Source organism: Dyadobacter sp. CECT 9275 (assembly GCF_907164905.1).
Classification (GTDB): Bacteria; Bacteroidota; Bacteroidia; order Cytophagales; family Spirosomataceae; genus Dyadobacter; species Dyadobacter helix.
The window spans coordinates 3660436-3684186 of the sequence record NZ_CAJRAF010000002.1; the positions used below are offsets into that span (position 1 = coordinate 3660436).

The 23751-nt window shown below is 46.2% G+C and carries 16 protein-coding genes; 6 read left to right on the forward strand and 10 right to left on the reverse strand.

Annotation, left to right across the window (positions count from 1 at the left end):
- Positions 1 to 199 precede the first annotated feature (199 nt).
- On the forward strand, positions 200 to 2950 hold the full coding sequence (locus KOE27_RS22950; RefSeq protein WP_215241095.1) for a DUF4347 domain-containing protein: 2751 nt from the start codon (positions 200 to 202) through the stop codon (positions 2948 to 2950).
- A gap of 214 nt (positions 2951 to 3164) precedes the next feature.
- On the opposite strand, the gene KOE27_RS22955 is transcribed toward KOE27_RS22950, so the two are convergent.
- The 6 genes from KOE27_RS22955 to glyA form a co-directional block, all read right to left on the reverse strand.
- The gene (locus KOE27_RS22955; RefSeq protein WP_215241096.1) at positions 3165 to 4679 is read right to left on the reverse strand and encodes a sulfatase family protein; all 1515 of its coding nucleotides are present in this window, start codon (positions 4677 to 4679) and stop codon (positions 3165 to 3167) included.
- A gap of 158 nt (positions 4680 to 4837) precedes the next feature.
- Positions 4838 to 6130, reverse strand: coding sequence for a serine--tRNA ligase (serS, locus tag KOE27_RS22960; RefSeq protein WP_215241097.1), 1293 nt, complete (start codon positions 6128 to 6130; stop codon positions 4838 to 4840).
- 79 nt (positions 6131 to 6209) lie between these two features.
- Positions 6210 to 7568, reverse strand: a complete 1359-nt coding sequence (locus KOE27_RS22965) for an aspartate kinase (RefSeq protein ID WP_215241098.1) — start codon at positions 7566 to 7568, stop codon at positions 6210 to 6212.
- Positions 7569 to 7651: 83 nt separating this feature from the next.
- Positions 7652 to 8155: a 6,7-dimethyl-8-ribityllumazine synthase gene (gene ribH / locus KOE27_RS22970; protein WP_215241099.1), complete on the reverse strand. Its 504-nt coding sequence runs from the start codon at positions 8153 to 8155 to the stop codon at positions 7652 to 7654.
- A gap of 99 nt (positions 8156 to 8254) precedes the next feature.
- A complete protein-coding gene (locus tag KOE27_RS22975) occupies positions 8255 to 8956 on the reverse strand; it encodes a tetratricopeptide repeat protein (RefSeq protein ID WP_215241100.1) in 702 nt (233 codons plus the stop codon).
- A 230-nt stretch (positions 8957 to 9186) separates the two neighbouring features.
- Positions 9187 to 10491, reverse strand: coding sequence for a serine hydroxymethyltransferase (gene glyA / locus KOE27_RS22980; protein ID WP_215241101.1), 1305 nt, complete (start codon positions 10489 to 10491; stop codon positions 9187 to 9189).
- 412 nt (positions 10492 to 10903) lie between these two features.
- Between glyA and nagB the strand changes: the two genes are divergently transcribed.
- The gene (gene nagB, locus KOE27_RS22985; protein ID WP_215241733.1) at positions 10904 to 12847 is read left to right on the forward strand and encodes a glucosamine-6-phosphate deaminase; all 1944 of its coding nucleotides are present in this window, start codon (positions 10904 to 10906) and stop codon (positions 12845 to 12847) included.
- A gap of 92 nt (positions 12848 to 12939) precedes the next feature.
- Here the strand turns inward: nagB and KOE27_RS22990 are convergent, their stop codons facing one another.
- A complete protein-coding gene (locus KOE27_RS22990; protein ID WP_215241773.1) occupies positions 12940 to 13089 on the reverse strand; it encodes a hypothetical protein in 150 nt (49 codons plus the stop codon).
- 252 nt (positions 13090 to 13341) lie between these two features.
- Here KOE27_RS22990 and mutL point away from each other — a divergent pair, with 252 nt between their 5' ends.
- From mutL to dxs, 4 genes are all read left to right on the forward strand, one after another.
- Positions 13342 to 15231, forward strand: coding sequence for a DNA mismatch repair endonuclease MutL (gene mutL, locus KOE27_RS22995; RefSeq protein WP_215241102.1), 1890 nt, complete (start codon positions 13342 to 13344; stop codon positions 15229 to 15231).
- A gap of 58 nt (positions 15232 to 15289) precedes the next feature.
- Complete coding sequence (locus tag KOE27_RS23000) at positions 15290 to 16075, forward strand: rhomboid family intramembrane serine protease (RefSeq protein WP_215241103.1); 786 nt, start codon at positions 15290 to 15292, stop codon at positions 16073 to 16075.
- Positions 16076 to 16078: 3 nt separating this feature from the next.
- Positions 16079 to 16996 carry a rhomboid family intramembrane serine protease gene (locus KOE27_RS23005; RefSeq protein ID WP_215241104.1) on the forward strand — a complete coding sequence of 306 codons (918 nt, stop codon included), beginning with the start codon at positions 16079 to 16081 and terminating at the stop codon, positions 16994 to 16996.
- Between the two features lie 87 nt (positions 16997 to 17083).
- Complete coding sequence (gene dxs / locus KOE27_RS23010) at positions 17084 to 19018, forward strand: 1-deoxy-D-xylulose-5-phosphate synthase (protein ID WP_215241105.1); 1935 nt, start codon at positions 17084 to 17086, stop codon at positions 19016 to 19018.
- Positions 19019 to 19334: 316 nt separating this feature from the next.
- Here dxs and KOE27_RS23015 read toward each other — a convergent pair whose 3' ends face one another.
- From KOE27_RS23015 to KOE27_RS23025, 3 genes are all read right to left on the reverse strand, one after another.
- The gene (locus KOE27_RS23015; RefSeq protein ID WP_215241106.1) at positions 19335 to 20708 is read right to left on the reverse strand and encodes a PhoPQ-activated pathogenicity-related family protein; all 1374 of its coding nucleotides are present in this window, start codon (positions 20706 to 20708) and stop codon (positions 19335 to 19337) included.
- 26 nt (positions 20709 to 20734) lie between these two features.
- Positions 20735 to 22009, reverse strand: a complete 1275-nt coding sequence (locus KOE27_RS23020) for a hypothetical protein (protein ID WP_215241107.1) — start codon at positions 22007 to 22009, stop codon at positions 20735 to 20737.
- A gap of 77 nt (positions 22010 to 22086) precedes the next feature.
- Positions 22087 to 23742: a SusD/RagB family nutrient-binding outer membrane lipoprotein gene (locus tag KOE27_RS23025; RefSeq protein WP_215241108.1), complete on the reverse strand. Its 1656-nt coding sequence runs from the start codon at positions 23740 to 23742 to the stop codon at positions 22087 to 22089.
- Positions 23743 to 23751 lie beyond the last annotated feature (9 nt).

The following is a 23751-nucleotide window of genomic DNA, read 5'->3' on the forward strand; positions in this document are numbered from 1 at the left end:
TATCTCCGTATACCAGTGAGAGAACCGGTTATCCCGGTGCGAACCTTATATACCCTAAACCGTTAAAATATTTTTGTACTGATGGGAGCGACAAGATCCATCGAATTATTACTGCAATCCCTCTTTTTTAGCGTCTTTTTCCGGCATTTCTATATTAAATTTGGGATTAAATCATTACTAATTTTACCTCCTCTTTTTTATGAATCGTAGTATCCTTTTTTGTACCCTCCTACTTTCCTTCCATTTTTATGTCAACCCCGGTTACAGCCGTGCGGTGAAACGTTTTTCGGAAGATGTGAAAATTACATCCGGCTATTCAGCATTTTCTTTTAATGTTTTTAAAGATGCTGATATCCAAAAACTTCTGCTGGATCAGGCGGATCTTGATGCGCATACCTATCACTTGTTTTCCCATGGTCGGCCCGGCAAACTGCTGATCAACGGAAAATGGCTTGATGCAAAGGGTATTGTTACCTTTTTGAAAAATCAGACGGATGTATCCCGGTTCCAAAGGGTAAACATCTACGGCTGTGAATTTGGTAAAGGTGCAGCGGGGCAGGCGGCTGTTTCCTACCTGAGTAAAGTACTCGGCGTTTTGGTTTCTGCTTCTGACGACCTCTCCGGCAAAGATGGCGACTGGGACCTGGAAGTGGGAACTTATGTATCCGTTAAAGGTTTGGAAGGCTTTTCCGGTAATCTGCAATGTGCAGGTACTGTGGGAGGTACCTTGGACAGTGATGACTTTGACGGAGACGGAATATGCAATGACACCGATATCGACGATGATAATGATGGTGTTCTCGACGCAATAGAAAGCCCGGGTTGTTTTTATACTGAAGCAGAGGCAAGGGTCATTTCTTTGGTAACCACGGAGTTGCAAACTGCTTCTTCTATTAGCTATACCTTCGATGGAAATACCACCAATCAATTTTCATTTGCTAACACCAGCCCTGCGCAAGACTGGATAAATAAATCCATTTTTGAAATAACGCCTACTACCCCGATAGCTATTTCCTCGGTAAACTTTGATATGGGTAGTTGGCCGCTTTCTTCCAACGGAACTTCCACTTTTAAGTTACAAGGCTGGAACGGGACCTCCTGGGTTGACCTATCAGCAGCAATGGATGACTATCCTGTGGCTGACTTTAGCATAAACAATACCGAACATCTCGGCACCAAATATGCTAAATACAGAATTACGGGCGTATCAGGGACTCTTCTTAACGCTGGGGGTGGGGTTTATGAGATAACCCTTACACCCTATCAATATATTGCATCTGCTTATCCCAAACCGACCTGTTCAGCAGATCTTGATAACGATTTAAAGAATAATCACCAGGATCTGGATAGCGATGGTGACGGCTCTTCCGACCTTTCAGAGTCAGGCGTGAGCCCTTTGACAGATTTGCTTGCAGGGCCGCCTGCCAATACTCAGCTTGACCCGGCGGGGACCGATGCCAATAACGATGGACTGAATGACAGTGTTGATGCGAATCAGAATGGGGTGGTCGACTATATTTCCACCTATAACCAATATGCCTTGAATAGTATATTGAAAATCGGTGAGGATCTGGATGGTGATGGTAAAACAGAATTGGCAGATTACGATGACGATAACGACGGGATACTGGATGTTGTGGAAAGCCCTGATTGTTTTTACACCGAAGCACAGGCAAAGGTCATAACTTCTGTAACCACTGAGCTGCAAACCGCTGCTTCTATTAATTATACCTTCGATGGAAATACCGACCATCAATTTTCATTTGCTAACACCAGCCCTGCGCAAGACTGGATAAATAAATCCATTTTTGAAATAACGCCTACTACCCCGATAGCTATTTCCTCAGTAAACTTTGATATGGGTAGTTGGCCGCTTTCTACCAACGGAACCTCCACTTTTAAGTTACAAGGCTGGGACGGATCCTCCTGGGTTGATTTATCCACAGCAATGGCGAACTATCCTGTGGCTGACTTTAGCATTCAGAATACCCTTCATACTTCCTCTAAATATGCCAAATACAGAATTACAGGCGTATCGGGGACTCTTTTTAACGCTGGGGGCGGGGTCTGGGAGATTACCCTTACGCCTTATCAATTTGTTCAGGCCTTACATCCTAAATCCACCTGCGCAGCAGATACCGACCTGGATGGGATTTTCAATCATCAGGATCTTGACAGTGACGGTGACGGGTGTACCGACGCCGTAGAAGGCGGTGGCGACTTCGGAATCGACGATCTCAAAGAATCTGAGGTACCGGGTGGTAACTCGGGTGGCGGTTACACCGGAGTTACTTTTGGAGTGGACGATAACCTGGGCAATGTGGTGGATGCCAACGGTGTGCCATCCAGTGCCAATGGTGGACAAACCTTAGGTTTGTCACAGACCAGGGCCGAAATCGGCTCCACCTGTCCAGAAAGGGAGCTTCCTGTAACGCTGATCAGTTTTAATGCAGAGCAAACTGCCGAGGGCACCAGGCTGGTCTGGCGCACAGCAGATGAAAAGGATTTTGACCGTTTCGAGATAGAGTATTCGGAATTGCCCCAGTATGGTTTTAGCAAAATAGGCGAGTTGAAAGGCGGAGATTCCCGTTACGTATATGTAGATGCAGCCGTCCGTGTGGCAGCAAGTTATTACCGGCTGAAGATGGTAGATACGGACGGTACCTACAGTTACTCGAGGATTGTGGCCATCCAAAGCCGGAATGGCCGCGAGCTTTACAGGGTATACCCCAACCCATCCAATGGGAGGATCACCCATGTTGTTACCAACGGGCCGATAGAGTCTTACAAGATCCATGATTCATCGGGCAGGGAGATTTCTGCAAAGATGAGGGGGCAGTCCGGGCAATATGAGTTCGTCTTTGCCGCTCATGTGACACCTGGCTTGTACGTTATCACTTACAAAACCAGCGGCCTGGTAGTTAGCCAAAAGTTTGTTTTGAACGATTAAGGAGACTGATGTAAAACGGGCGTTTGGCAAACTAACCAAGCGCCCGTTGTGTATAGATTTTGAATTAAAATCGGCAGGCACATCATTTTACGGATGGAATCCAGTTAATCGGATGCAGCCGGGGCTTGTCTTTTGGCCAATCCTTTATGACCAGATTGTGATGAATGCCGGATAACCTGAATTAAATCCGCATTTTCCGAACCTGATGTAATAGCTAGCGAATAGATTTTTCGGGCAGCTGGGATTTAACACCTTCATCCAGCGGCATACTGTCCGGATAGGCTCCTGTTTGTTTAAGGAGATTGTTCAGTTCGGTTTTTAGTTTTTTCAGCTGACGCGCATATCTGCGGTCATGAATCAGGTTGTGGTTTTCCTCCGGATCTGCCGCCAGGTGGTACAGCTCCGCCAAATGCTTGTCGGGCTGGCCGTCGCCGGTGGGATAGTGAATGTATTTCCACTCGTCTGTCCGTATACCACGGACGTTGGGAGTATAGGGAAACTGTTTCTCATAATTATACTCATAATACCACGCCTTTCGCCAATGGGTGGTATCCCCCTGAACAAGGCGCTTAAACGACTGTCCATGGATTTTGGGCAAGGCGGGCGCACCGCACAGATCCAGCACACTGGGAGCAAGATCGAGCGTCAGCACCTGCTTGTTAACCACCACGGGCCTGGTCACGGGGGTTAATCCGGGAAAGCGGACGATGAGAGGGATGTGGATACTGGGTTCATGCATGGTTCTTTTGTCAACCATGCCGTGCTCTCCGTTCAGCAGGCCATTGTCCGACGTAAAAATAAAGATCGTATTATCCAGCTCACCCATTTCCTGCAGGGTACGGTAAATTTCCCCGACACTGTCGTCAACCGATAAAATAGTAGCCCAATAGGCATGAATCATTTTTTCAAAGTCTTTCACGGCTTCCGGCGAAGCATCCGGGAATTTCTTTCGCCATTCAAATAACGGCCCGTATATGCCGTGCCAGGTGGTCAGGCGTTGTTCAATCCATGCTGGTTTGTCAGTCAGTTCAAATGCACTTTGAGGGTAAGGGATCGGGACATTTTCAAATGCATGAGCATATTTTGGTTCGGGCGTATAAAAGCTGTGCGGAGCTTTATGGCCAAGCATGAGAAAAAACGGTTTCGATTTCCGGGTACCCAGCCAGTCCGTCGCAAGCTTTGTCACAACATTGGTATAATATCCTTTTATTTCCTTACTGCCCTGACCGTTAATGTTAAATTCTGTGTCCCAGTATTTTCCCTGTCCTTTATGTGTTACAAAAAAATCAAAACCAGGGCGGGGACTGTCATTTTCTTCACCCATGTGCCACTTGCCAATGTAAGCTGTTTCGTAACCTGCCGATTGCAGAACAGCAGGCATATTAGGCCGGTTGAGGGGAAAATCGGTAAAATTATTAACTACCCCGTGCGTATGGGCATACACCCCACTCAGAATGGAAGCACGGCTGGGTGAGCAGAGAGAGGTAGTACAAAAGTAGTTTTTGAAAAAGACCCCTTCAGCGGCAAGTTTGTCGATGTTCGGCGTCTTGAGATACTGATTCCCGGCTACCCCCAGCGCATCCCAGCGCTGATCATCGGTCAGGATTATTACGACGTTTGGCTGCCGGGGCACGGAATCCTTTTGTGTCCGCGGCTGCTTACCTGAAAACCCAAAAATAACCAGGAGGCCAACAGCGCATCCGGAGAGTAGTATTGATCCTATTTTCATATAAAGATACTTTTGATCTTATGGCACGAAGGGTTCACAGCACAAAAGTACTATTTAACCAAATTTTAAAGTACCAATCCTTCCATTCCATAAATGGTTTTCAATAAAAAAGCCGTCACGGGTATGACGGCCTGTTAATTAAGATGCTTCAAAAAGTACTATTCGATGGTATCAAAACCACAGTAAGGTACCAGAGCCTCCGGAATTTTTATCGTACCGTCCGCCTGTTGGTTATTTTCGAGCAAGGCAGCTACTATTCTGGGTAAAGCAAGAGCAGAGCCATTCAGGGTGTGCAGCAGCTGTGTTTTTTTATCAGCCGTTTTGTAACGCAGTTTAAGACGGTTAGCCTGGTATGTCTCAAAATTGGATACGGAGCTGCATTCCAGCCAGCGCTCCTGCCCGGCAGACCATACTTCGAAATCATAGGTAAGTGCGGAAGTGAAACCCATATCTCCCCCGCAAAGCCGCAGGATGCGGTAAGGTAATTCCAGTTTTTCAAGCAATCCTTTCACATGCTCCACCATCTGATCCAGCGCTTTGTAAGAGTCCTCCGGCCGGTTGATCTGCACAATTTCTACCTTGTCGAATTGATGCAACCGGTTCAGGCCGCGGACATGCGCACCCCAACTGCCCGCCTCCCGACGGAAACAGGGTGTATAAGCTACATTTTTTACAGGCAAACTGGCCTCGGGCACAATCACATCCCGATACAGGTTCGTCACCGGTACCTCCGCCGTTGGGATCAGGTAAAGATCATCCTGAGCGTCATGATACATCTGCCCTTCTTTATCAGGTAACTGCCCGGTTCCAAATCCGGAATCTGCATTGACGACAATCGGAGGCTGTATTTCAGTATACCCTGCCTTGCCTGCTTCATCCAGGAAAAAGGCGATCATGGCCCGCTGCAGACGCGCCGCCTTTCCTTTATAAACAGGAAAACCAGCAGCGGCAATTTTGTTGCCCAGCTCAAAGTCAATGATCGGAGCCTGGCCCTGGCCAAGTTTTTTGATGAGTTCCCAATGTGGCAGAGAGCCTGCGGGTAAGCTGGGCTTGCTGCCACTCTCTAGAACGGTGACATTGTCCTCGGCAGACCGGCCTTCGGGCACACTTTCGTGAGGCAGATTGGGTAATTTTACGAGTTCGCTAAAAAGGGCCTCTTCTGCTTCTTTGTGTTGTTCCTCTAACGCTTTTGATTTTTCCTTCAGATCTGCCGTTTCGGCTTTTGCAGCCTCAGCTTCGGTTTTTTGCCCGGCTTTCATCAAAGCTCCTATTTCCTTTGCTTTGGTATTGGATGCCGCCAGCACCTCGTCCAGTTCCTGCTGTATCTCCCTGCGTTTTTTGTCGAGCGAAATAACAAGATCAACAGCCTCGGCGGCGTCCTTAAAATATCTCTTTTCCAGTCCCGCAATAGTGTAGTCTCTATTTTCGCGGATGAATGCTGTTTGTAACATTGGGTGGGTATCTTCGGCATTGGAGCCGGAGGACAATTATATTTTTGGATACTTTATTAAGACCAACTGATAAATCTGCTTACGGAGCCGTGAAAATATCCTTCATTGCGTCTTCGTAGAAGAACAACCGCTCATTTAACACATTCAGGGCCTCGGCCTTATATTTTGAATGGATGAGCAGCGAAAGGTTATGTTCTGATGCACCGTAGGAAATCATTCTTATAGGGATATGCTTCAGCGCATCCAGCACTTTAAGGGCAATTCCCTCTTTGTCTGCGCTGAAATTTCCCACAATGCAGATAATATTCTGGTCGCGGTCATGCTCTTCCAGGTCTGCAAATTCTCTTAAATCCGCACTGATAGCCTGGAGGTTCTCATCATTATCAATGGTTACAGATACCGATACCTCAGAAGTGGTGATCATATCCACCGGTGTCTTGTACTTTTCGAAAATCTCGAATACCCGGCGCAGAAAGCCGTAAGCATTCAGCATACGGGTTGAATGGATATAAATGGCCGTAATATTATCCTTGGCGGCTATGGCTTTTATTTCCCTTTCCGACGTCTGATTGGCGATCAGCGTGCCCGGGGCTTCGGGTTGCATGGTGTTTTTGAGCCTAACTGGAACACCTCGTAGCTTTGCTGGCGTGATGGTGCTCGGATGTAATATTTTAGCACCGAAATAGGCCAGTTCTGCCGCCTCCTCAAAAGTCAGCTCGCGGATCGGGAAAGTGCGTTTTACAATCCGGGGATCATTATTATGCATGCCGTCTATGTCCGTCCAGATCTGAATCTCCTCGGCACGTATGGCCCCTCCGATCAGCGATGCCGTATAGTCCGACCCTCCTCTTTTCAGGTTATCCACTTCCTCACGTGGGTTGCGGCAGATAAAGCCTTGTGTAATGATGGTCTGCTTATCCGGATGCTGGCTTAACATTGCTGACAGCTTTTCTTCAATAGCGGCCAGCTCAGGTTCTCCGTCGGCATCGATGCGCATGAACTCCAGTGCCGGAAACAATACTGAATTCTCACCCTGCTCTTCCAGGTATGCCTGAAACATCTTGGTGCTAAGTAATTCTCCCTCGGCTACAATCTCTTTTTCCTGTTTCGGAGCAAATGGTTTTATCCCAACCAGCGAACGAATATACCCAAACTCGGCATCCACAATTTCCTTCCCTTTTGCAAGTCCGGTTTCGGTAGCGTAAAGTGCTTTGATAAAGGACTCGTAGTGTGCTTTCAGGTCGTCTATCTTGCCTGCTGCTGCTACATCTTCATTTGCCTTTGCCGACTCTCCGATTGAGATCAGCGCATTGGTGGTACCCGATAGGGCGGACAATACCACAATCTTACGACTAGGATCATTGTTCAGAAGTTCGCGGATCGAATGCATACGTTCAGGCTTTCCTACCGAAGTGCCGCCAAATTTCCAGACTTGCATAATAATGAATGTTATTGAATTTTTGAATGAATGAATTTTGTTTCACGGACGGGCGTATTCGGGCTATTATCAGCCCTTCCTGGCTATCCTCGCCTGTTTGTTATTTTCTCCTGAAGACCAAGCATTTTGATGGCCGTTATCGCTGCTTCATCACCTTTGTTGCCATGAACGCCGCCAGATCTTTCCAGGGCCTGTTCCATATTATTAGGCGTAAGTACTCCGAAAATCACAGGCTTGTTTGTTTTAATGCTCACATTGGTAATACCCTGTGCAACGGCGTGGTTGATATAATCGTTATGTTTTGTTTCTCCCTGGATAACCACCCCCAGCGCAACAACTGCGTCTATATCTTCCCTTTGCGCATACCAGTGAGCCCCGAGCGTTAATTCAAAACTGCCGGGAACATTACCTCTTTCAATATTTTTGGCAAGCGCTCCGTAGCGGATCAGCGTTGCGTATGCACCTTCAAAAAGCTTTTCTGTGACTTCACTATTCCATTCTGCAACAACGATGGCAAATTTCCTCTGGCTGATATCCGGAAGGCCTTCTGTCGAGAATACACTCAAATTTTTATCCGCACTTGACATGACTACTTGAATATGGATTAAACATGCATTTTTAACAAACAAAAAAAGGATAAAACCGGTGTCGGCTTTATCCTTTTCGGGAACAGCAATGATCACTCATTATTTGCCGACCTGTCCCTCTAATAATCCCATGTATTTCTTCGCGTTAACCACTTCCGACGACAGAGGAAACTCATCAATAACACGTTTATATGTTGACAAAGCATCCTTTGCCTGATTTGCCTTTTCCTGAGCCAGGGCAAGTTTCATCAGATACACCGGAGTGAAGTACTCGTTTTTGTCGTAATCTGCCGCTTTCTGATAAAAAGATATCGCTTCTGCAGGTTGATTTTTTTCAAGATAGGCGTCACCGATCAGCGATTTGGCGCGTGCCGCAACCAGCAGATCAGAAGAGCTGAAAGATTCCAGATGGTTGATTGCATCGTCAAACTTAGCTTGTTTGAGTAAAGCCACGCCTGCATAAAAATGGGCCAGATTGCTTGCATCAGTTCCTTTGTAACCATCGGCAATCGAAAGCAGTCCCTCGTTTCCGCCGCTTCCGTTCAGTGCTTTCTGCAGAGAATCGGCTTCAAAGTCATAAACCACGCCCGAAAGAGCTATTTGGGCGGCATCTTCCTGGCTATCAATATAAAGACGGTATCCTCCAAAAGCCGCAACGGCTAATAAAATAGCTCCACCAATACCTAATACTACTTTTCGGTTGTTAAGAAAAAAGACTTCTGCCTTGTTGATCTGCCCCGCCAGTGCTTCCGGAGTTTCAATAATTTCAAGCCCGGATGCATCCGTATTTTTCTTGCTCATATCAATTAATTCGATTTTGGAGTGCAAAGTTATGAAAACTTTATTAAGTCAAAACATGTTAGCGCACAATTCTTTACGTTCATCAGGATGCTTCCTGGAATAATAGGTTTGCCAACACCCTGGCGTACGCTGTTTTTAGCTCCTGACGGATGGCCACGCGGGTATCCTATAAACAAAAACTGCACAAGCTCCGGAGAAATTGTGCAGTTGGATAGGCTTCAAGAATAACTTTAAACGTACAATGGATACTGCTTCATCCAGGTATTCACCTCTTCTTTCACACCGGCAATTTTTGAATCGTTGTCGTGGTTCATCAGTACGGTATCCAGCAGGTCGACGATACGTTCCATATCTGTTTCCAGTAAGCCACGGGTAGTCATGGCAGCTGTTCCCACACGGATACCTGACGTTACCATCGGAGATTTGTCATCAAAAGGTACCATATTCTTATTAATGGTGATATCCGCCTTGATCAGGGTATTCTCTGCCAGTTTTCCCGTCAGTCCCGACTCGATACCGTTTTTGGTACGAAGGTCTATCAGCATCAGGTGATTGTCTGTGCCGCCTGAAATAATTCTGTATCCTTTGTCGGTAAATGCTTTGGCCATGGCCTGGGCATTTTTGGCAACCTGTGTGGCGTAGTTATAGTAGCCATCGCTCAATGCTTCCCCGAAAGCAATTGCTTTTGCAGCAATGATGTGCTCAAGAGGCCCGCCTTGTGTGCCGGGAAATACACCTGAATCCAACAGCGACGACATGGTACGTAGCTGCCCTTTCGGTGTTTTGATCCCAAACGGGTTTTCGAAATCATTACGCATCATGATCACACCGCCACGAGGGCCGCGTAATGTTTTGTGTGTGGTGGTGGTAACGATATGGCAATAGTCAAAAGGATCTTTCAGTAAACCTTTGGCAATAAGTCCTGCCGGGTGAGATATGTCGGCCATTAAAAGAGCTCCAACTTTATCCGCTATATCACGCAGGCGTTCGTAATCCCAGTCGCGGCTGTAGGCAGAGGCACCACAGATAAGAAGTTTTGGCTGTTCTCTCAAAGCCGTTTCTTCCACCTTATCCCAGTCGATCAGCCCGGTTTCGGCTTCAACTCCGTAAAAAACAGGGTGGAAATATTTACCCGAGATATTGACGGGTGACCCGTGCGTCAGGTGCCCACCATGCGCCAGGTTAAAGCCCATGATTTTGTCGCCGGGATTCAGGCAAGCCAAAAACACGGCGGTATTGGCCTGTGCGCCGGAGTGAGGCTGAACGTTTGCCCAGGTAGCTCCGAAAAGTTCCTTTAGCCTGTCGATCGCAATTTGTTCAATTTCATCCACAATCTCGCATCCGCCATAATAGCGTTTCCCAGGAAGTCCTTCTGCATATTTATTGGTAAGCACACTTCCGGCCGCTTCCATTACCTGTGGAGAAGTAAAGTTTTCTGAAGCAATCAGTTCTATACCAGACTCCTGGCGATATTTTTCTCTGGTAATCAGATCAAATATGGTTGTGTCACGTTCAACGCTTGTGAGTGTAGACATTGGATTAACGGGAATGTTTGAAAGATGTTTCTGAAACAAAGCGCAAAAATACAAGCATTTATCGGGGAATGAAAATGAACGTTCAGATTAAATTGACAGGGGGAATTGAAAGATTAAATTTATATTCGGGTAAAGCTTACCTTAAAGTAAAAGTTAGGCTTAAATTGGACACAGTTATTTTTAAATTATTTTAATAATATTCAGTTTCCATCGTACTTTTGTGGCGGAATAATTACAAGGACCACAATGGCCCGAAAGTTGTATCCGTACCTATTTATGCAGGAGGAGATCGAATCTTCTGATGAAATAATCGTATAATTTCTACCGGATAGTATCACTATTCTTAAAAACTCTGGACAACATACATCTTAAACACATGGACCAACAAGCGCTCAATACGCAAACCATTCTGATGCAAACCGCCGATCACGCAACCAATCCTACCAGTGGGACGATTGGCCAACCCATTACCTACGAGAAAATCCCAACTCAGATCTTCGCAAACTCTAAGGAAGCCTCCGGAGCCGTAGCCAGAGAAATTGCGGATCTGATACGCCAGACGCAAAAGGAAGGAAGATCCTGTGTACTGGGGCTTGCGACAGGTTCTTCTCCTAAAACGGTATATGCTCAGCTCGTTCGTATGCATAGGGAGGAGGGACTCAGCTTCAGAAACGTCATCTCGTTTAACCTGGATGAGTACTATCAGATGGAGCCTGATTCCATTCATAGCTATCACAGGTTCATGAAAGAACAATTGTTTGATCTTGTTGATATACCCAAAGAAAATTATTTCATTCCGGATGGTACCGTTCCTTCCAAATTACTGAGAGAGTACTGTGCGTCTTATGAAAATAAGATCAATGCGGTTGGCGGGCTTGATTTTCAACTGCTGGGTATCGGTGGAAACGGGCATATCGGCTTTAATGAGCCGGGCTCTCTCATCAATGCAAGAACGAGGCTTATTACACTTGACCACTCCACACGTGCAGCCGCATCTATGGAATTCGGCGGGCTTCATAAAGTTCCCCGTAAGGCGATTACCCTGGGTGTGGCGCCCATTTTAAATGCGCGCAGAATTGTTCTGCTTGCCTGGGGTGAGCGTAAGGCTTCTGTGATCCGCGCGGCTGTGGAGGGCCATGTTACAGAGCTGAACCCGGCATCCTATCTTCAGGCACATCCGGATGTATCATTTGTACTGGACGAAAGCGCTGCCTCTGAACTGACGCGTGTAAAAACTCCGTGGGCGGTTGACACTGTGGTATGGGATAATAAAATGGTGAAAAAGGCAATCACCCATTTGTCCAAAACACTGCGGAAACCGATATTAAAACTTACAGATAAAGATTACAATGACAATGGTATGAGCGACCTGCTGGCGCAATACGGCTCCTGTTACGAAATCAATATCAATGTTTTCAACCAGCTGCAGCATACGATTACGGGATGGCCGGGTGGCAAGCCCAACGCAGATGATACCCACAGACCTGAGCGGGCGCAGCCGGCCAAAAAACGGGTACTTATTTTCAGTCCGCATCCCGACGACGATATTATTTCGATGGGGGGGACTTTCCAAAGGCTGGTGGACCAGGGGCATGAGGTACATGTTGCCTACCAGACTTCGGGTAACATTGCTGTGGCTGATGATGAAGCACTCCGATTTATCGACTTCGTGGTTGATTTTGATAATGGTTTTGGTATTGAAAGTCCTGAAACCAGCAAGTTGTTCCAGGACGCTAAAAACTTCCTGCGCCACACCAAAGACAGTGAAATAGATACACCGGAAATCAGAAAAGTAAAGGGGCTGATCAGAAGAGGTGAGGCGAAGGCTACCTGCCGGTTTGTTGGAATACCCACCAGCCAGGCGCACTTCCTGGATATGCCCTTTTATGAAACCGGTACTGTTCAGAAAAAACCGATAGGAGAAGAAGATATCCAGATCGTTGAAAAGCTGATTGAAGAGATTAAACCTCATCAGATATATGCTGCCGGTGATTTTGCGGACCCGCACGGAACACACAAGGTATGCTGGGATGCGATTGAAGCTGCATTGGAAAGATCCAAGCACAAGAACTTCATGAAGGACTGCTGGGTGTGGCTGTACCGCGGAGCGTGGGCGGAGTGGGATATCTATGAAATTGAAATGGCCGTGCCTATGAGTCCCGATCAGGTACTTAAAAAGCGCCAGGGAATTTTCAAACACCAGTCTCAGAAAGATGGCGTGGTGTTCCAGGGAGAGGATTCCCGGGAGTTCTGGCAGCGTGCGGAGGAGCGTAACAGTGCAACGGCTCAGCTGTATGATAATCTGGGACTGGCCGAATACGAGGCGATGGAAGCTTTCGTAAGGTGGAAATTCTGATTTGTTCTTAAACGCAAGAGGGCCGGATTTCCGGCCCTCTTGCGTTTGTCAATATATTAATGGTTATTCCTTCAATAGATTCCGGCTGGCGCTCACAGCTCAATATCCATCCACATCCGCTGAGCCATTTTTTCAATCATGTTCAAAATACCTTGAACCGCTCCGAAAATGATACACAGGGGTAATATTACTGGCAAGAAAATCAGCCACTGCAGGGCCATCGTGTAATTGAATCGTTTCATAATCGGAGATTTCATAAGGGTTATCAGATCACAAATAGAGGAATTTTTAACTTCGCCTTGGGTATTTTGGTTTTAGACTTCAAGTTTAACGAAAATCAATGAGATTTAATATATAATTTCAATATTTAATGTGATTTTTTATCTAAATCTGTTTCAAATGCGTAAGGCGTTAGGTTGCTCTTTATTTAAAGTCCCATCGCTCTTAAAAAAATTTTGTTTATTTGTTAGAGTATAGTAACCTGTTATTTTATCATGCCGTCGTCCGACATCATTCAGTTATTACCGGATTCCATAGCCAATCAGATCGCTGCCGGAGAAGTTGTGCAGAGGCCTGCGTCTGTGGTAAAGGAATTACTGGAGAATTCTATTGACGCACAAGCGACACAGATTCAGGTCATACTGAGAGAGGCGGGGCGAACCTTGATACAAATTATTGACAATGGGATCGGAATGTCACAAACCGATGCACGGCTCTCATTTGAGCGTCATGCTACGTCTAAGATACGAAAATCAGATGATCTTTTCAAAATCCGCACAATGGGTTTTCGTGGTGAAGCACTCGCATCCATTGCGGCCATTGCTCAGGTGGAGCTTAAGACAAAGAAAGAGGAGGACGAACTGGGTACTTTGATCAGGATTGAAGCTTCCGAAATAAAATCACAGGAAACTGTGGCCTGCCCAACGGGGACCAGTTTTTCAATCAAGAATTTATTTTTTAATGTTCCGGCGCGGCGGAACTTCCTTAAATCCAATTCGGTGGAAATGCGACATGTTCTGGATGAATTTCAGCGCATTGCGCTGGCTCATCCGGAAGTAGCCCTGTCGCTTTACCATAATGATACGGAGATTTTTAATCTGCAGTCGGGGAAACTGGTGCGCCGGATCGTAGATATTTACGGGAAGAGTTACCGCGAACAGCTTGCATCCTGCCAGGAGGAAACCTCGTATATCAATGTAAGAGGTTATATTGGGAAACCGGAATTCGCAAGAAAGACACGCGGCGAGCAGTACTTTTTTGTCAACCAGAGGTTTATCCGGCATAGTTACATGCATCATGCCGTGATCACAGCGTTTGACGGAACCATCCCGGAAGGGAGCCACCCGTTTTATGTCCTGTTTATTGATATTGATCCGGCGCATATCGATATCAACATACATCCGACTAAAACGGAGATCAAGTTTGACGACGAACGTTCCGTCTATGCAATTATCATGGCTGCGGTGAAAAAAGCAGTGGGTGTTTATAATTTATCGCAATCCATTGATTTTGATGATAATATAAATTTTCTGACTCCGTCCGGTACCGAACAGAATCAGAATCTTATTCCCCGTACGGTGACGCCCGACTGGGCGGCGCAGTCGAGGAAACCAGAGTCCGAATCACTCAAGAGTAACCTTACCAACTGGAACAAGCTTTTCGAAGGCCTTCAGAATGCTGAGGACAGAAATAAAGAGCTCGCCGCATTTGAGATGAGCGCGACGAGCGTTTCAAGGCCTTCGGCCTATCAGGAGCAGTCGCGTACGATAGCCAGCAAGGTTAACCGGATGGCTTCTGAGGTAATTGCAGCCCCGGAAAGTGATGCCGTTTTATTCCAGCTGCACAACCGGTACATACTTTCGCAGGTGAAGGATGGCATTATGCTTATTGATCAGAAAGCAGCTTATGAACGCATTCTGTACGAGCGTTACCGTAAAATGCTGACCAACCGTAACGGGGCATGCCAGCAGCTGTTATTTCCTAAAGCCATCCGGGTAACGCCGTCGGATATGCAGCTTGTACATGAAACTAAAAGGGAAATCCGGAGCCTGGGTTTTGAATTTGACGAGCTTGGCCCTAACCAGCTGGTGATACGGGGTATCCCGGCCGACCTCCCCGAGGAAAGTGAGCAGGACCTTTTTGAGGAGCTGATAGAACAATTAAAACAAAGTTATTCGGATCTTAAACTGAATAAGCCCGAAAGCCTTTCGCGCGCTTTGGCCAGGCGTTTTTCGGTTCGTTATGCGGTGAAATTATCCCTTATGGAAATTCATACGCTCATCGATCAGCTTTTTGCATCCACAGATCCCAATCGCACGCCCGGAGGAGAAGCCATCATTGTATTACTTACGCTGGACAAGCTGGCGACTATTTTTAAAAACTAATGAAACAAAAATGCGCCAGCCTTAGTTAATACTGTTATTTATTGATTCTGAATTCTATATGTTAGCCATCACTCCAGCAGTCAGAAATTTATTAATCCTTAATGTCATTTTTTTTCTGCTTGATCCCTACCTGAACCTCACGGGCAGATTTGCCCTGAAATCGGTTCTGTCGGAAGGTTTTTTGCCTTATCAGTTTGTTTCCTATATGTTTCTCCACGGAGGCATAGGGCATTTGTTCGGGAATATGTTCGGGTTGTTCATGTTTGGTCCTCTGCTGGAAAGGATATGGGGTCCGCAAAAATTCCTGTTCTTTTATTTCTTCACGGGTATAGGTGCCGGCCTCCTTTTTTCAGGAATCGATTACTTTGAAAATGCACAACTGAGGGAGGCTGTTGAGATATATACACAATATCCGTCTCCGGATGGCATGGTTGACCTGCTGAGTAAATTCGCTCCGAAGGAGCTCTACCAGGCAAGTTTAGAGTTTCTGAATAAATTTGAGGAAAATCCGACCAATTCTTCTTATATTCAATACAGTGTTTCGTTTGTCCAGGATTACTATAACCATCAGATTAATACCCCGCTGGTCGGAGCGTCCGGGGCAATTTTTGGTATACTCATGACGTTCGGGCTCTTGTTCCCTAATACGGAGCTGTTTATGCTGTTTATTCCCTTCCCTATAAAGGCAAAGTATTTTGTTGCCTTTTATGGATTGTACGAGTTATATGCCGGTTATCAAAATGCTCAGTCAGACAATGTTGCGCATTTTGCACACGTAGGAGGAATGCTATTTGCATATATATTGTTGCGGTACTGGAATGCGCACAAATCAAATTTTTATTAAAAGATGAGCAATATTGTTGACGATATAAAAAGGGAGTTTGCGAAGTCGGAGAATTCACTGATCAAAATTATTCTCATAAATACCGCGGTTTTTCTTGTCCTTTTATTGATCAAAATTATATTTACCCTCTCGCAGTCTGCCCAAATCTACAACTGGCTGCTCGACCAGATACAACTCTCCGCCGACCGATCGGCGTTTCTGTACAAACCCTGGACATTATTTACCTACTTTTTTGCACACGAGGATATATTCCATATTCTGTTTAACATGCTGTTTTTCTACTGGTTCGGTAAGCTGGTGGACGAATATCTGGGTGCCAAACGCGTGGTGGCGCTGTACATCCTTGGTGGTATTGCCGGAGGGCTGGTATTCATAGTACTTTATAATGTTCTTCCTTTTTTTCAGGCGCATCTGGTTGACTCCGGGATGTTAGGCGCATCAGCTGCTGCCTTTTCGGTTGCAGTGGGTGCTTCCACCTTACTTCCTAACTATACGTTCAATCTGATTTTCCTGGGGCCTATACGGATCAAATTTATAGCCATTTTCTATATCATTCTTTCGCTTGCACAAACCATCGGACCCAATGCTGGCGGAAATCTGGCTCACCTGGGCGGTGCGCTGATTGGCTACATTTTCATCAAACTGTTACAAAACGGCACAGATCTGGGAAAGCCGATCTACGCAGTAATGAACGGGTGGTCCAACCTTTTCAGGAAAAAACCGGCTATGCAGGTAACTTACCGGGAAAAACAGGTCTACAGGAGTAAGAGTGTTTATTCTTCCACTACGGTCACAGGAAGCGTAGAAACCCCGGATCAGACTGAAATTGACAATATACTGGACAAAATCTCCAAGTCGGGCTACGAAAGCCTGACCAAGGAAGAAAAACAGAAGTTGTTCAGAGCCAGTCAGCAAAAATAAAAACCAAACAGATAACCTATTTCTGTAAATTTGCACTCATAAAGGTTAGGAACAGGTTGCATCTGATTTACAATAGCTTACACGAATATGCTAATAACACCGGGAAAATTGCTTGCAAAAATTGACTCCCCAGCAGACCTTAGAAAGCTGGACCGCTCTCAATTACCTCAGGTGTGTAATGAATTACGCCAGTTTATAATTGACAACGTATCGGTATATGGCGGGCATTTTGGGGCAAGCCTGGGTGTTGTAGAATTAAGTGTTGCGCTGCATTACGTTTTTAATACACCCGACGACCAACTGGTTTGGGACGTAGGGCATCAGGCCTATGGCCACAAAATTCTTACCGGAAGGCGGGATGATTTTCATTCTAACCGTACTTACGGCGGCCTTTCGGGTTTCCCGAAACGGAAGGAAAGTATCTATGATGCCTTTGGAGTGGGACATTCGTCTACTTCCATTTCTTCGGCTCTGGGGATGGCCGTTGCCTCTGCCCTGGAGAAAAACTACGAAAGACAGCACATTGCAATTATTGGAGATGGGGCCATGACGGCCGGTCTTGCATTTGAGGGAATGAATCATGCCGGTGCAACAGACTCGAATCTGCTGATTATCCTGAACGACAACTGCATGGCTATTGACCCCAATGTAGGTGCTCTGAAGGAGTATCTGACCGACATTACCACTTCCCAGACCTATAACAAACTGCGGGATGAAGTATGGAATATCCTCGGAAAGATGAGCACCTTCGGGAAGAGTGCACAGGAAATTGTTTCAAAGGTTGAAACGGTGATGAAGACAGCCATTCTGCGTCAGAGCAATTTGTTTGAATCGCTTGGTTTAAGGTACTTTGGCCCTATTGATGGTAATGATATCAGCCATCTGACAGAGGTTCTTAAGGATTTAAAGAATATACCCGGCCCCAAGTTATTACACTGCCTTACGGTGAAGGGAAAGGGGTATGGTCCTGCTGAAAAAGATCAGACCAAGTGGCACGCGCCGGGCATATTTGATAAAATTACAGGAGAAATTCAGAAAAAGGTATACGATGTCCCCCAGGCCCCTAAGTACCAGGATGTATTTGGCCATACCTTGGTAGAGCTCGCAGAAAAAAACCCCAGGATTGTGGGTGTTACCCCTGCGATGCCTTCCGGTTCTTCCATGAATATAATGATGGAGGCAATGCCGCACAGAGCTTTTGATGTGGGTATTGCCGAGCAACATGCCGTTACTTTCTCAGCCGGTATGGCTACACGTGGCGAGGTGGTATTTTGCAATATATATTCCACGTTTATGCAACGCGCATACGATCAGGTGATTCATGATGTTTGTATTCAGGAGCTGCCGGTGATTTTTTGTCTGGACAGAGCCGGGCTGGTGGGGGCTGACGGCCCGACGCATCATGGCCTTTATGATATTGCGTTCATGCGGTGCGTTCCCAATATGGTAGTGGCTTCTCCGATGAACGAGCAAGAGCTGCGCAACCTCATGTATACGGCTCAGCTGGATTCGTTCCAAAGCGGCACACAAGCATTTACGATCAGATATCCCCGCGGCAATGGCGTGATGCCACAGTGGAAAACGCCATTAAAAGAAATCAAAATTGGAAAGGGCAGAAAGGTAAAAGAAGGTTCGCATATTGCTATCCTGACACTGGGGCCGGTTGGAAATTATGCAGTGGATGCCTGCGAAATTCTCAGTAAAGAAGGGATAGATGCAGCACATTATGACATGCGTTTTGTGAAACCGCTCGACGAGGAAATGCTTCACGAGATTTTCACCAGGTTCGACCGCGTCGTAACCATTGAGGATGGATGTCTGCAAGGGGGCTTCGGAAGCGCAGTACTTGAATTTATGACCGATAATGGCTATCACTCGCGTGTTAAACGCTTAGGTATACCGGATGCTTTAGTCGAACACGGAGAGCCTTTTGAATTGCACCATGAATGTGGCTTTGATACCGAAGGTATTACCAGAGCCGTTCGTGAACTCATGCACGTTTCTTTGCCGATGGGCCTGTAAATTTATACCGTATTGAAACAGGAGTCTTCTCCCGGTTGGCTGGCATAAGCTCTTCCCGGCCTGCTCCTGCACAGGTTGCCTTGCTTAGGACCCCTGAATGGGACTTCCCCGTTGAAAAAACAATTTTTGATTTCCGATAAAAATTTTCGTGGAGCAACCCTCCCGGGCGGCTGGCACTTTTTTGCATCTTGTTAATATGCTTAAAGTTATTTGGACGATGAGGAGGGTACAAAAAATAACCTCGTTACCTTCCATGTTGCACCAAAAAAGGGTGCCCTTTTGAGACACCCTTTTTTGGGATTGGAAAAAACCTGCCTTATAAAACGGCATCCTTATTGGCAAGGAACACGCGCGTACTTTCCGTGTAGGTAGCTCCTGCCTTGTTTTTATATTTCAGGTCTACATACATGGCCTTAAAACCGGTTTTAGGAAGCGGTTCGGTTACCTGTATTTTGGATTTATTTTTAATACCAAGGCTTCTACTCGTCCAGGTATCATTCCTCAAATCCTGGTCTGGCGAGTTGGCCGACCATACAATTACATCTACAAGCGCATCCGATGTGGCGGTGATATCCAGCTTGATGTTGTTTTTGCTTACAGACTGTTTCCAGTTGCAAACGGTGAAAGGTGTTTTGTTTAATATATATCCATAAAAAGCACTCAGAGCTTCCATAGCCTGTTTCCCGCCGCCAAGGTTATGTCCAGCGTTGGGTACATAGTGCAGATTGTTTTCGCCCGGGATATTTTTAAGGTAATTTTTAATATTGTCCACTACCCAATATTCGTCATTCGTACCCATAAATATCAATTTCGGCATAGTCAGCTTAGCGCGATAGGAGTAGGGATCAATCATTGTTGTAATGGCCTGTCCGTCTGAGGTACCGGTAGACTGCGGAATACCGAGTTTTACATAATCTTCGATCTGTATGCTGTAATCCCCCCAGGATTTGATCTGGTAATCCAAGCTGACAGGCATGTTCAAAATATCGATTACCATGGGTGCTATGGCAGCAACACGCTTGTCATTCGCACCGGTGAGCCAGGTAGTCCATCCCCGTTTGGATGCTCCCGAAACCACAAATTTAGTTACCTCATGATTGAGCTTTTGTTTGGAAAACTCCTGTACTACGTCCATAGCTCTTACGGCACTTTTCACCATTGGAAACAGCAGCGGCCAGCTGTAATCTTTGTCCTTTTTGAAATTATGGAGTGTATAAGATATCAGGGCGTCTTCGGTAAGATCACCAAAAAAGGGCTGATTGGGTGTTTGCTTTAATTGAACAACAATAGAGCTGTTGGCTGCAGCCACAGCTGCAAGGGATTCGATGAGTTTATCGTCCTTTTTGCTGTCCCAATTGGGAAGCTCATTTTTATTGGAACCCCCTGTAATGAAAAGCAAAGCACCATCATGTTTGTTTTCTTTGGGAACAATCACTGTGAGCTGATGTGTCCAGGTAAACTCACGCCATTTCTGAGAGGTAAGTAATATGTTATAAATGCTCAGATTGTTCTTGGTGTATTCGTCTTTCAGCTCCCATTTCAAAGACTTGTCCCCGTTGTTAAGATAGCTTTGAAGGGCCGTCTCCGGTGTGATCTGTGCGTTTGCTGACATTGTAAAAGCCAGATTCAGGAAGAGTAATCCCAATCCGTAACTTAAAAATCTTCTGTAACTTAAAAATCTCTTGAACATGTGGTAGAAGTTTGTGGTATAAAAATTTATTTTTTTGACGGCGACGGCGATTCAGCGATCAGTTTTAAAGCTTGTTCGATGTAAATTTCTCCCGTCATTTCACCAAGACTGGTACGGCTGACATAGTCGTAGCGCTTGAAACTATTGAAATCTACCTTGGTAAGCATGTATCCGAAGGCGTCGTTGGTGAGGCCAAACAGGAAGGGCAGTTTGGTATTCATTTTTCGTTTTACATAATAGCCGATGTTTGGAAGTGCTTCACCCGGAATGGTCAGAATCTGTGCATCTCCGACGTTAAGCAAGTTCAGTTGGGTAGCCACCCGGTTCTCACCAGCCATCTCATTTTTGATCGGCGACTTTTTTAAAATATACCGCATGATCTCCGAATCTACTGGAAATTCAATTTTCCGTGAGGTACAATACAAATCGGGGTTCTCCTGAACGGGTGCGTCCGCCACTATACGCAGCGCTTCGTCGGCCAGCAGCTCACCAATCCTTTTGCATTCTGCATAGTTACTTGCTTCCCCTTTCACCTCGGTACGGTTATCGGCAGTTACCATCCCTCCCTGGGCACCGTTCATAAAAAGTGCAACACCGCCCGCCTTCGCCTCGATCCGGTCGTACAGCGGTCCACATAAATCGGGACTCAAAATGCCTCTACCGGAACCGATCACTTCAGGATGCACCGCATAGTTGACCAAAGTGGCAATGACCTTTCCTTTGTTGGGGCCAGCGGTGGCAGTGGCCTGTATGATCCCGCAACGCGGATCGTAAAGTTGGTCTGCGTAATAATTGTAGGCAATTTTGCCTTTCGCTTCGCCAACAGCGATTTTCAGGGACGCATCTTGCAGGTTATTCGCTGCTTCGTTCACCGCGTCCGCAATTTTTTTTACACAGCCATCAAGGTATTTCATATCTGCAAAGGATTCGCCCTTTTCATTGGGGAAGCCGTAGGCATCAGGGCCACTGTGCGTATGTGTCGCGCCTATCAGAATATTTTCCGGCTTTATTCCCTTGATCAGCGCACGGGACCTGTTGCCCAAAGCGGCCGGCCAGCCGAGGTTATCCACATTCACAATGGCAACCTTGGTATCTCCTTTTTGGAATACCAGTGCCCTCACAAACAGATCTCCGTTCTTTTCAGTTGTTTTTTTCGGGGTTCCGATCCCACCTGAAACAGGCAGCAGCGGGTCGGGAGTAATGTTTCGAAGTGCAGCGCCCACTTTGAAGTGCTGGGCGTAACTCACCAGCGTAACATGGCAAATAAAATAAAGAAGGGTTATAAGTTTTTTCTTGTTCATGGGCGCAAGTTGTTATTTAAATGCGGGTGATTTTTCAATCACCCGCATCGTTATTTTGTTCCAATCTTATTCATGTCCTAGTAAGGCTTTCCTGTTCCTTCCAACAACCATGTTTTTGACCATGCGCTGTTATTAGTAGGGTCACTACCTGCGTATGATGTACGCACCAGGCCGCTTATGGCTGCATTAGCATTGTCGGTATTGGTGTTTAAGTCATCATTAAGGCTATAGTAAAAACGAAGTGGCAAAACTGACCTTGCGGCCGAAGGGCCAGCCTTTAATACGGGCAAGCCTGTCCTGCGCCAGTCGAACCAGGATTCGGCTGCCGCGCTCCAGCTGGCGATCCATTTTTGTTGCATGATGCTTTGAAGACCATTATAAGGCGCACCAGCAATGTAATTGGCAAAACCCGCACCAACGCCCCATGCGTTAAACGATTCCTGAATTCCTTTTGCATAATACGTTTCTGCTCCCGTAATCCATGTATAGGATGCTGCTTCAGCCAAAATGAAATTTACTTCGGCTGCTGATAGAAGTCGCATCTTTAACAAATCACCTGAAGCATTTTTGTACATGCTGTTTATTTGCGATATGTGCGGGTTGTAGCGACCTTGCCCACTTACTCCACCTTCCATTTGAAGATTGTAAAACATTGCCCCTCCAATGGCAGGAGGAATACCAATGTAATCGGTGGCGTAATTTATTGGAGTGCCGTAGGTGGTTTCATAATTTTTAGCTATGTCAGCCGAAATCTCCCATGTTTTACCGTCGGTGCTGGCCCTGCTAACATTTGTACCGGCTACCAGCACGAGTGGCTGCGGCACTTTATCGAACCAAACGGCAATGCGCGGGTCCTTTAAACTTTTAAGCGCTTCTACCAATGTGGAAGCTGGTTTTCTGCGCATATATTCGCCATCGGGTGCGGTACTAAACACCATGTTTGTTGGCCATGCCGCGTTGGCTGTTCCCGGGTAGCTGACATTGGCATCGTCTGCGGCTGAGGTAATCAGCGGATACTTCGCCGGGTCAGAAGCAATTTTAACAATACCTGTTTTGGCAAAATCGGCTTCTTTGGCCTGCAGGCGCATATAATAACGCAGTGCCAGGGAATTGGCAAACTTTCTCCATTTGGACACATTGCCTGCAAACAGGACATCCTGAGTTGCGTTGATAGGCTGGCCGCCTTCTTGCGACAAAAGTGTGTTGGCAGTTTCAAGGTCGGTAAGAATACCGTGATAAATATCCCGCTGCTTATCAAACACAGGTTTGAAATACTTTGAACCTTCTTCCGCACGCAACGCCTCTGTATAAGGAGCATCGCCCCAAAGGTCGGCGATCATACCATAGGTGTAGGCTTTCATAATCAGCGCTACGCCTTCATGGTACTTATATCCGTCTTTCACCGCTTTTTTTTGCAACTCATCGGCATTGCGCAAAATTCCATAGTAGCCTGTCCAAGTCTGGCCGGGCGAAGCCCAGTCGTAAGAATTGAAACCACTTTGCCAACCTGTTTTCTGCATGTGCTGCATGACTCCGGCAAGGTCTCCAAAACCCAGATCAACTACCTGACTACCCAGCATGGTGATTACAGTTGGTAATAACAAGTTGAGGTCGGTTGTTTCCGGGGACGGCGAATTGGGGTTAACATTTAAATCGTCCAAGTCTTTACATGCACCAAGCATTAAAAGTAAACTCAGCGATAGGGATATGATCTTATAACTAAACTTTTTCATACACTTTCT